The 10,215-nt window shown below is 59.5% G+C and carries 9 protein-coding genes; 7 read left to right on the top strand and 2 right to left on the bottom strand.

Annotated features, from left to right (window positions below; genetic code table 11):
• Positions 1 to 250 precede the first annotated feature (250 nt).
• Genes DEO48_RS01230 through DEO48_RS01200 form a run of 7 tightly spaced genes read left to right on the top strand, consistent with a single transcriptional unit; the run spans position 251 to position 6,702 of the window.
• Entirely contained in the window at positions 251 to 1,201 is a 951-nt protein-coding gene (locus DEO48_RS01230) for a branched-chain amino acid ABC transporter permease (RefSeq protein WP_109844096.1), read from the top strand.
• 8 nt (positions 1,202 to 1,209) lie between these two features.
• Positions 1,210 to 2,316, top strand: coding sequence for a branched-chain amino acid ABC transporter permease (locus DEO48_RS01225; RefSeq protein WP_109844095.1), 1,107 nt, complete (start codon positions 1,210 to 1,212; stop codon positions 2,314 to 2,316).
• Positions 2,313 to 3,080: an ABC transporter ATP-binding protein gene (locus DEO48_RS01220; protein ID WP_039262838.1), complete on the top strand. Its 768-nt coding sequence runs from the start codon at positions 2,313 to 2,315 to the stop codon at positions 3,078 to 3,080. Before DEO48_RS01225 ends, DEO48_RS01220 begins: the two co-directional genes overlap by 4 nt.
• Positions 3,073 to 3,792: an ABC transporter ATP-binding protein gene (locus tag DEO48_RS01215; RefSeq protein ID WP_109844094.1), complete on the top strand. Its 720-nt coding sequence runs from the start codon at positions 3,073 to 3,075 to the stop codon at positions 3,790 to 3,792. Before DEO48_RS01220 ends, DEO48_RS01215 begins: the two co-directional genes overlap by 8 nt.
• A 28-nt stretch (positions 3,793 to 3,820) precedes the next feature.
• A complete protein-coding gene (locus DEO48_RS01210) occupies positions 3,821 to 4,978 on the top strand; it encodes a branched-chain amino acid ABC transporter substrate-binding protein (protein ID WP_109844093.1) in 1,158 nt (385 codons plus the stop codon).
• An 18-nt stretch (positions 4,979 to 4,996) separates the two neighbouring features.
• On the top strand, positions 4,997 to 5,479 hold the full coding sequence (locus DEO48_RS01205; protein ID WP_109844092.1) for an L-2-amino-thiazoline-4-carboxylic acid hydrolase: 483 nt from the start codon (positions 4,997 to 4,999) through the stop codon (positions 5,477 to 5,479).
• Positions 5,476 to 6,702 (top strand): Zn-dependent hydrolase, encoded by a 1,227-nt coding sequence (locus DEO48_RS01200; protein WP_109844091.1) that lies wholly within the window; start codon positions 5,476 to 5,478, stop codon positions 6,700 to 6,702. Before DEO48_RS01205 ends, DEO48_RS01200 begins: the two co-directional genes overlap by 4 nt.
• A gap of 39 nt (positions 6,703 to 6,741) precedes the next feature.
• Here the strand turns inward: DEO48_RS01200 and DEO48_RS01195 are convergent, their stop codons facing one another.
• The gene (locus tag DEO48_RS01195) at positions 6,742 to 8,625 is read right to left on the bottom strand and encodes a potassium transporter Kup (protein WP_109844090.1); all 1,884 of its coding nucleotides are present in this window, start codon (positions 8,623 to 8,625) and stop codon (positions 6,742 to 6,744) included.
• Positions 8,626 to 8,702: 77 nt separating this feature from the next.
• Positions 8,703 to 10,190, bottom strand: coding sequence for an MFS transporter (locus DEO48_RS01190; protein WP_045399981.1), 1,488 nt, complete (start codon positions 10,188 to 10,190; stop codon positions 8,703 to 8,705).
• Positions 10,191 to 10,215: the final 25 nt, after the last annotated feature.

Below are 10,215 nucleotides of genomic sequence, written 5' to 3'. Positions count from 1 at the left end.
ACGGCGCGAAGCGGCGGGTCGTTTGCCAGACGGCTGTCTGCATACCCAGGCAAACCCGCCGATTGTTCTGTTTTATTCATATGTTGATTTCTTTAGGCTTTTCATCTGCAAATACCATTGCATTATCTTTATATAAATCATAAAGATAAAGCAATAGCGGTTTATCATAAGAAATAATATATGTGTATTTTACAATTTAATTCATTTATCGGATGGTAGCCGCAGAAAAAAGACTTTGCGGGAACAGACGTTGGATACACTCATACAACAACTGATCAACGGTGTGATGCTGGGCAGCATTTACGCGCTGATCGCGCTGGGCTATACCATGGTGTATGGCATCTTGCGCATTATTAACTTTGCTCACGGCGATATTCTGATGGTCGGTGCGCTCACCACCCTTTCCTCCATTAACGCCCTGAACGCCACTTTCCCTCACATGCCGCTGCTGTTGCAGCTTGGCGTTGCCCTGGCGGTTGCCATGGCCATTTGCGCCCTGCTGGCAATGGCCGTGGAGCGCTTTGCCTATCGTCGACTGCGTAACGCCCCCCGGCTCGCGCCGCTGATCTCGGGTATCGGCGTCTCGGTCCTGCTGCAAACCGTGGCGATGATTATCTGGACGCGCAACCCGCTGATGTTCCCGCAGATCCTGCCCATGGACCCGATCGCCGTGACGTCAGGAAGTGAACAGCATCCCCCTGCCATTGTGACCGTCACCGGCATTGTTACCGTGGCGCTGGCGCTTGCGGTAATGACCGGGCTATGGCTGCTGGTGGAATACACCCGCCTGGGCCGCGGCATGCGCGCCGTGGCGGAAAACCCGCGCGTGGCCACGCTGATGGGGGTTAACCCCAATGCCATTATTACCCTGACGTTCGCCATTGGCGGCGTGTTCGCCGCGCTGGCAGGCGTCATGATGGCCAGCAACTACGGCAACGCCAGCTTCTCAATGGGCTTTTTGCCCGGAATCAAAGCCTTTACCGCCGCCGTGCTGGGAGGCATTGGTAACATTCGTGGCGCAATGATTGGCGGGATCCTGCTCGGCATTATCGAAGCGCTGGGCGCAGGTTATCTGGGGGAACTCACCCACGGCGTCTTTGGCAGCAACTATCAGGACGTCTTTGCCTTTATGGTCCTGATTCTGGTGCTGGTCTTCCGTCCGGCAGGCCTGCTGGGCGAGCGCGTAGCGCACAGGGCGTGAGGGAAACAATGACAACGCTTCAACTACAAACCCCGGCGGCGACGCGCAAATTCTGGTCAGGCATGGTCCTGTTCTGCCTCGCGCTGCTGGTTGCTCCCGTGGTGGCCACGCAGCTTGGCGGCAACTACTGGGTGCGAGTTATCGACTTCGCCCTGCTCTACATCATGCTGGCGCTGGGGCTAAATATTGTGGTGGGCTATACCGGCCTGCTGGATATGGGGTTTATCGCCTTTTACGCGGTCGGCGCCTATCTCGCCGCGCTGTTGGCCTCCCCACACCTGCTGGAAGTGTTTCCGATCCTCGGCGTCTGGTTCCCGGACGGGCTGCACACGTCATATCTGCTGATTATTCCGATGGCGGCGCTCGTCGCTGCGGTCTGCGGCATTTTACTGGGTGCTCCCACGCTGAAGCTGCGCGGGGACTACCTGGCGATAGTGACCCTCGGCTTTGGCGAAATCATCCGCATCCTGATGCGCAACCTCGACCGTCCGGTGAACATCACCAACGGTGCGAAGGGCATTACCGGGGTGGATACGCTGAATCTGTTCGGCCTGAAGTTTAGCGGCGTATACCACTGGTTAGGTTTCAAAGTGCCCGCCCTGTGGCTGTGGTACTACCTGCTGATGCTGGTGATTGTGGCGATTATTTTTGTCTGCCTGCGCCTGCAGCATTCCCGTATTGGTCGCGCCTGGCACGCCATCCGTGAAGATGAGGATGTGGCCCGCGCGATGGGCATCAACGTGCGTAACTATAAGCTGCTGGCCTTTGCGATGGGAGCCTCTTTTGGCGGCGTGGCGGGTGCCCTGTTCGGCGCGTTTCAGGGCTTTGTCTCCCCGGAATCCTTCACGTTACAGGAATCCATTGCCGTGCTGGCGATGGTTGTGCTGGGCGGGATGGGACACATTCCGGGCGTGATCCTCGGCGCGGTACTGCTTACCGCCCTGCCGGAACTGTTGCGCAGTCAGGCAGCCCCGGTTCAGCAGGGGCTGTTCGGTACGGTACTGATTGACCCGGAAGTGCTGCGTCAGCTGTTCTACGGCCTGGCGCTGGTGCTGGTCATGCTGGTGCGTCCTGCCGGGATCTGGCCGGTACGCCACAAGGAGGTGAATACATGAGTCTGTTAACCGTACGCAACATGTCCAAACGCTTCGGCGGGCTTACCGCCGTGGATGACGTTTCGATCGCCGTGAACAAAGGCGAGATCTACGGCCTGATTGGTCCTAACGGGGCGGGAAAAACCACCTGTTTTAACCTGATCACCGGGCTTTATCCGGCGGACAGCGGTGAATTTTCAATTGCCGACAAGCCCTATTTCCCAAAGCACATTGAGAAAGTCACCGCCGCCGGGATCGCACGCACCTTCCAGAACGTGCGCCTCTTTAACGACATGTCGGTGCTGGAAAACGTGATGGTGGGCCGCCACGTGCGCACCCGTAACGGCCTGTGGGCCGCGCTGAGCCGTCACAAACGCGCTCGCGAAGAAGAGAAACAGACTCGAGAACTGGCCTGGCACTGGCTGGAGTACACCGGCATTGCGAAGTTCGCCCACTACCGCGCCTGCGATCTGGCCTATGGTCATCAGCGCCGTCTGGAGATTGCCCGCGCGCTGGCAACAGATCCGCTGCTGCTGGCGCTGGATGAGCCCGCCGCCGGGATGAACGCGGCGGAAAAAGTGGCGCTCGGCGAGCTGCTTATCCGACTGCGCGATGACGGCAAAACTCTGCTGATGATTGAACATGACGTCAAGCTGGTGATGGGCATCTGCGATCGCCTGACGGTGCTTGATTACGGCAAAACGCTCGCCAGCGGCACGCCGGAGAGCGTGCGTCGAGACCCGGCAGTGATCGCCGCCTGGCTTGGAGGCAACGCCCATGTCTGAATTACTGAAGGTGGAACGTGTGGACGTGCATTACGGCGGCATTCAGGCCGTACGCGATGTCTCCTTTACCCTGCGCGAGGGCGAACAGGCTACGCTGATCGGCGCTAACGGCGCGGGGAAAAGCTCCACCGTGCGCGCCATTACCGGTCTGGAAAGCTTTAGCGGCCGTATTGAATTCAACGGTAAAGCGGTGCGTAAGCACAGGCCCGAATCGCTGCTCCGCGACGGACTGGTGATGGTCCCGGAAGGCCGGGGGATCTTCTCCCGAATGACGGTGCTGGAAAACCTGCAGATGGGTGCCTGGCTCAGGCGTGACACTGTCACCGTCAGGCGCGAGATGAACGAGATCTTCGAGCGCTTCCCGCGCCTGGGAGAACGCCAGCATCAGCTCGCTGGCCTGCTTTCCGGCGGAGAACAACAGCTGCTGGCCCTTAACCGCGCCCTGCTCAGCCGCCCGCGGCTGCTGATCCTCGACGAGCCGTCGATGGGCCTTGCCCCGAAGATGGTCGAGAACATTTTTGCCGTTATCGCCGGGCTGCGCGAACGCGGCGTTGCCCTGCTGCTTATCGAACAAAACGCCCGGCTCGCGCTGGAGGTGACCGACAGCGCGTGGGTGATGGACAGCGGCAGCATCGTCCATCACGGCGAATCGAAAGCGCTGCTCAATGATGACCAGATTGCACAGATTTATTTGGGCGAAATGCCTGTTTAACAACACCAGCCAACATCAGGGAAAAACAATGAAAACAGTAAAAATCAGTGCGCTCAGCGCCGCTATCCTCCTCGGCAGTTTTGCCTCGACGTTCGCGTGGGCAGTCGACGGTGAAACCGTGGTTATCGGTCTGGCAGGCCCGCTCACCGGCCCGTCTGCCCGTATCGGTAAGGATCTGGAGAACGGCGCGCAGCTGGCCATCGACGACATTAACAAGCAGCACCCGACCATCGGCGGCAAAGCGGTGACCTTCAAGCTGCAGTCCGAAGACGATCAGTCCGACCCGCGCACCGCCGTTGCCGTGGCGCAGCGTCTGGTGGATAGCGGCGTGGCGGGCGTTGTCGGTCACTGGAACACCGGTACCAGTATTCCTGCCGCGCGCGTCTATCACGATGCGGGCATCGCACAGGTGGCACCGGTCGCGACCGGTCACGCCTATACCAAACAGGGTTTTGATACCAGCTTCCGCGTGATGGGCCACGACGACGACGGCGGTCAGCTAGCCGGCCAGTACGCGGTCAATACCCTGAAAGCCAAACGCATTGCGGTGATCGACGACCGCACCGCATTTGGTCAGGGTCTGGCGGACCAGTTTATTAAATCGCTTGAAGCGCAGGGCGTGAAGGTTGTCGATCGTCAGTACGTGGATGACAAAACGGTGGACTTCAGCGCCGTGCTGACCGCCATCCGGAGTAAAAACGCCGATCTGATCTTCTTCGGCGGCGTCGACAGCCAGGCCGCACCGCTGGCGCGTCGTATCAAACAGCTGGGCATGAACGCCACCCTGATGGGCGCAGGCGGATTTGTCAGCCAGACGTTCCTGCAGCTGGCGCAGAAAGAAGGCGAAGGCGTGGTCGCGCTGGAGCCGGGCCTGCCCGTTGACCAGATGCCGGGTGGAAAGGCTTTCGAACAGGCTTATCAGTCGCGCTACCACACCCATATCGAACTGCACGCCCCGTTCGCCTATGACGCCACCCGCGTGCTGGTTGCGGCGATGGAAAAAGCAAACTCCGTTGAGCCGTCCGACTATCTGCCCGCCCTGCGCGCCATCAGCTATTCCGGCGTCACCGGCCAGATCGCATTTGATAAAGAAGGTAACCTGAAATCGCCGTCCTTCACCGTTTACAAAGTTGTCGATGGCAAATGGCAGCCGCAGACCGTGCTGGGTGGCGCAAAAGCGAAGTAACGCAGCGAGGGCAATGTGATGAGTGATAATAACGAGCTGGGCATTCTCGCCCGCCGCAAAATTGAAGCAGAAATTATAAAGCCAATTTATGAAATCCTGGTGCGCGAGATAGGGAAAACCCGCGCCCAGGCGGTCATTGGCGAGGCCATTGAGCAGGCCGCGATTGACGCTGGCAAAGCGTTTGCCAGCAAAGAACCCAACGGCGCGGACGTCAAGAGCTTCATCGCCCTGCAATATCTGTGGGAAAAAGATAACGCCCTGGACGTGAAGGTGATCGACGCCGACGACCAGCAGTACAACTACAACGTGACCCGCTGCCGCTACGCGGAGATGTATCACGAGATGGGGCTGGGAGAGATTGGTCATCTGCTCTCCTGCGCGCGCGATGAAAAATTCATCGTTGGCTATGCGCCAGACGTGAAGCTGACCCGCACGACCACCATCATGCAGGGCGGTTCGTGCTGTGATTTCCGCTACCGCAGCAGTAAGGACAAGCTATGATCCGCGTCAACGCCGAACGGCTGTGGTCAACGCTTGAGATGATGGCACAGATCGGCGGCACGCCCGCCGGCGGCGTGACCCGTCTGGCGCTGAGCGAGGAAGATCGTATTGCGCGTAACCTGCTGCGCGACTGGGCGCTGGACGCGGGTTTCACCTGCGACGTCGACAGCATGGGCAATATGTTTATCCGTCGCGCGGGGAAAAACCCGCAGCTTGCCCCGGTCATGACGGGTTCACATGTGGATACCCAGCCGCTGGGCGGTAACTACGACGGGGTTTACGGCGTGCTGGCAGGGCTGGAGCTGCTGCGCACCCTTAACGACCATAACGTTGAGACCGAGCGTGACGTTGTGCTGGTGAACTGGACTAACGAAGAAGGCGCGCGCTTTGCGCCGGCCATGCTCTCTTCAGGGGTCTGGACGGGACAGTTTAGCGAAGCGTACGCGCATGCCCGCGCGGATAACGAAGGCACTACCGTGGGTGAAGCGCTGGAGAGCATTGGCTACCGGGGTGAAACCCCTGCCCGTGCGTTTCCCGTTCACGCCTGCTACGAACTGCACATCGAACAGGGTCCAATCCTGGAAGATGAGGCCATCGATATCGGGTTAGTCCGCGCGGCAATGGGCCAGCGCTGGTTTACCCTGACGCTGGACGGATTCGCCGCCCACGCGGGCACGACGCCGATGCACAGCCGCCGCGACGCGCTGACCGCCTTCGCGGAGCTGGCGCTGAAGGTGGAAGAGATTGGCTACCGGCATGCGCCGGACGGACGCGCGACGATCGGCATGGCGAAGGTTACGCCAAACTCGCGCAACGTCGTGCCGTCTCGCGTGGAATGCAGCGTTGAGTTTCGCCACCCTATGCAGCAGGCGCTGGAATCCATGGAAGCGGCGCTGCATAAGGTGGCTGAAAGCCTCAGACTGCGCGGCGTCGCTGCTGCCGTTGAGCGCATTTTTGACTACGCGCCCATCGCGTTTGATGCCGAATGCCTGGCGCGTTCGGAGAAGGCCGTAGCGGAACTGGGCTATTCGTCGAAACCGATGGTCTCCGGTGCGGGACACGACGCCTGCTATGTCAGCAAAATGGCGCCCGCCAGCATGATCTTTATCCCCTGCGTGAAAGGCATCAGCCATAACGAAGCGGAAAGGATCCTGCCAGAGTGGGCGGAGAAAGGGGCGAACGTGCTATTGCATAGCGTCCTGTCCGCGGCCCTTGAGAAATAGAACGGTGCGAAAGCAGAGGAGCTCTGCTTTCGCCAGAATCTACACGGCAACGCGTCGGCTGATTTCGACAACCCGATCGCTGGGAAGGTGATAGTGGTTGATGACGTGCGTACAGTTGCGCTTCATGAACGCAAAGATGTGTCGTTGCCAGGCCGCCATGCCTGCCTCACCCTCGCCTGCCACAATAGTTTCATGCCCGACATACCAGGTGGCGTCATCCGTGGCAAAAAGCGCGTTAATCTCGCTGACACCCTGCAGCAAACGCGGGATGTCCGGGTGTTCCATAAAGCCATACTGCGCCACACCGTGCCAGTAGCCCGGCGCCCGCTGCTCTACCCTGATGCGTTGTTCTTCCCCCACGTAGGGCACATTCAGAATATCAATGGTAAGCGACAACACGTCCTGTTGTAGCGCCCGGTTACGCGCGACGTGCCAGCGCATGACCGGCGGGATATTGTTCTGTGTCCGGGTCAAAAAGACGGCGGAGCCCGCCACTCTGGGCACCGTTTTTTGCTGAAGCTGGGCAAAGAACGCATCCACGCTGACGCCCTTCTCGCCCACCGATGCGGATATCGCCTTGACGCCGCGGTGCCAGATCAGCATCACCGTACAAATCGCTGCGGCCATCAGCAGCGGAATATAGCCGCCCTCCAGGACCTTAATCAGATTGGCAAATAAGAAGGTGGCATCAATCACCAGGAAGCAGAGGGCAATCACCGCGCTGCTGGCCAGGCTCCAGCGCCACACTTCGCGCATTGCCACAAACAGCAGCCCCGTGGTCATCAGCATGGTTAACGACACGGCAATGCCGTACGCGGCGGCGAGCTTATCGGAGGATTTAAAGAACACCACCAGCCCGATGGTCACCCCCATCAGCAGCCAGTTGATTATCCCGATATAAATCTGGCCGTAGCTTTCCGCCGCCGTCTGCTTGATGCGTAATCGGGGTAACCAGCCAAGCTGTATGGCCTGGCGCGTCATGGAAAAAGCGCCGGTGATAATCGCCTGACTGGCAATGATCGTCGCCAGCGCGGCAAGAACGATGAGCGGAACCTGGAGCACAGGCGGACAGAGCGTGTAGAAAAGGTTTTGCTTGCTGTCGGCACCGGCCAGAATCAGCGCTGACTGGCCGGCATAGTTGAGCAGCAGCGAAGGAAAGACGATGCCGTACCAGGTAAGCCAGATGGGCTTTTTGCCAAAATGCCCCATGTCTGCATACAGGGCCTCGGCACCCGTCACGCAGAGAAAAACGCCGCCCAGGACCAGAAAACTGGTGTACCCGTTCGAAAACAAAAACGCGATGCCGTACGCAGGGTTGAGGGCCAGCAATACCGACGGGTGTTGAACGATCCCCCGCACGCCCAGGGCAGCAATCGCCAAAAACCAAACCGCCATGACCGGGCCAAATATTTTCCCTATTCGCGCAGTGCCAAAAGGCTGAAGAAGAAACAGCCCCAGCAGAACCGCCACCGTCAGGGGCAATATGTACGGCTGAGATTCAGGAATGACCATCTCCAGCCCTTCAAGGGCAGAAAGCACGGAGATAGCCGGGGTTATCGCGCCGTCACCGTAAATTAAAGCGGCACCGATAAGGGCGGAAAAAATAACCCAGCGCCCGCCTTTGCCTTTCTCCACCAGAAGCGACATCAGGGCCATGATGCCCCCCTCGCCATGATTATCAATTCGCATGGCAAAGGCGGCATATTTTATGGACGTTACCAGGATGAGTGTCCAGGTAATCAGGGAGAGCAGGCCCAGTATGACGCCGGGCGTCGGGTCATGCTCAGAGAGCGACAGCACCGTGCGGAAGGTATAGAGCGGGCTGGTGCCGATATCACCAAAAACGACGCCCAGCGCGCCTCCTGCAAGCAGGGTTAACCGGGAGAGCGGTTGGGACGGTTCACTGCTGTGGCGAGGGCTCATATTTTCCAGCAAGAGTCAGATAATCCATTAAAAAACATAGCCCATCTGCCCTACCCGCGCCAACCGCGCGCCCTGTATTACTGCGGCTTGGCCTTCGCCAGGCTAAACCAAATCCCCACTGCCAACAGCAGCAGCATTCCGCCCGCGCTGCCCAGCGCCACGCTGTGCGAGGTGATAAACGCGCTTTTCGCCGCCTCAATCACCGACTCCGCCAGCGTCGGGGTCAGATCCTGCGCCACCTTCATTGCCTCACCAATGGATGACGAGGCTTTATCTGCGAGCGAGGCGTTCAGCCCCTGCGGCAGGTCAATCGACGCCGAGAAGCTGCGGGTCAACAGCAGACCAAAGATGGCGATCCCCAGCCCGGCGCCCAGTTCATAGGACATGGTTTCAATCGCCCCTGCCGCGGCGGCTTTCTCTTTCGGCGCAGCGGCCATAATCGCCGAGGTCGAGGCCAGCAGCGCGCTGGCGGCGCTGAAGCCGAGCAGAACCATCAGGGCAGAAGCCAGCAGCTGCTGCGTGCTGAAGTCGAGCATCGACAGGCCGATAAAGCTGACGGCGCTGAGCCCCATTCCGCCAGCCGCCACAATGCGCAGACCGAGACGTCCCACCAGCACACCCGCGATCGGTCCGCTAAACCCGCTCGCCACCATCAGCGGCAGCATGAACATTCCCGCTTCAAACGGCGTAAAGCCATGAACAAACTGCAGCTCCTGGGCCATCAGCAGCTCAAACCCGACCAGGGCAATCATGGCGGTCATCGCCATCACCACGCCGCTCAAAATGATGCGATGGCAGAACAGACGCATGTCGATCATCGGCACGCGGGCGCGGAGCTGAATACGCACGAAGATAAACAGCAGCACCGAGCCGGTCACCAGCGCGGACGCGACCACCCACGGTGACAGAACGCCTTTTAGCGCGGTTTTCGCACTGTAGACCAGCAGCAAAATCGCCACAATCAGCATAATGGCATGGCTGATATTCAGCGGCTGCTCCGGGCGACCCTGCTGAGGAGGCACCAAACGCGCGGCCAGCGAAACCACCACCAGCACGATCGGCACGTTGATTAAAAACACCGAGCCCCAGTAAAAATGCTCGAGCAGCATACCGCCAATCAGCGGGCCAAACGCCGCGCCACCGGACCCCACCGCGGCCCAGACGCCGAGCGCAATATTACGATCCCGCGCGTCGATAAACAGCGTGCGGATCCCAGCCAGCGTGGCCGGAATAATCATCGCCGCGCCGATTGCCAGCGAGGCGCGCGCCGCAATCAGCCACCCTGCTGACGGGGCAAATGCTGCCGCCAGCGACGACAGGCCAAACAGCGTGCTGCCAATCATGAGAAGTCGTTTAAAACCAATGCGGTCACCCAGGGCGCCCATCGGCAGCACCATTCCCGCCATCACCAGCGAGTAAATATCGATGATCCACAGCAACTCATTGCCGCTGGCGCCCAGCGTCATGCTCAATGTCGGCGCCGCCACGTGCAGCACCGTCGCGTCGATCGCCACCGGGATATACACCAGCACGATAATCACTAACGCTAACCACTGACGAAACATAAATTTCCTTTTCTTTTAAAACATG

It is taken from the genome of Enterobacter sp. CGMCC 5087, assembly GCF_003144775.1.
Lineage (GTDB): Bacteria > Pseudomonadota > Gammaproteobacteria > Enterobacterales > Enterobacteriaceae > Enterobacter > Enterobacter cloacae_M.
The sequence above is the reverse complement of the archived record's forward strand: the minus strand, read 5'-3'. Positions and strand labels throughout refer to the sequence as shown.

Excerpts from the sequence above, each read along its gene's own strand:
- DEO48_RS01225 (WP_109844095.1), top strand. The coding sequence starts at position 1,210 with ATGACAACGCTTCAACTACAAACCCCGGCGGCGACGCGCAAATTCTGG.
- DEO48_RS01220 (WP_039262838.1), top strand. The coding sequence starts at position 2,313 with ATGAGTCTGTTAACCGTACGCAACATGTCCAAACGCTTCGGCGGGCTT.
- DEO48_RS01215 (WP_109844094.1), top strand. The coding sequence starts at position 3,073 with ATGTCTGAATTACTGAAGGTGGAACGTGTGGACGTGCATTACGGCGGC.
- DEO48_RS01210 (WP_109844093.1), top strand. The coding sequence starts at position 3,821 with ATGAAAACAGTAAAAATCAGTGCGCTCAGCGCCGCTATCCTCCTCGGC.
- DEO48_RS01205 (WP_109844092.1), top strand. The coding sequence starts at position 4,997 with ATGAGTGATAATAACGAGCTGGGCATTCTCGCCCGCCGCAAAATTGAA.
- DEO48_RS01200 (WP_109844091.1), top strand. The coding sequence starts at position 5,476 with ATGATCCGCGTCAACGCCGAACGGCTGTGGTCAACGCTTGAGATGATG.
- DEO48_RS01195 (WP_109844090.1), bottom strand. The coding sequence starts at position 8,625 with ATGAGCCCTCGCCACAGCAGTGAACCGTCCCAACCGCTCTCCCGGTTA.
- DEO48_RS01190 (WP_045399981.1), bottom strand. The coding sequence starts at position 10,190 with ATGTTTCGTCAGTGGTTAGCGTTAGTGATTATCGTGCTGGTGTATATC.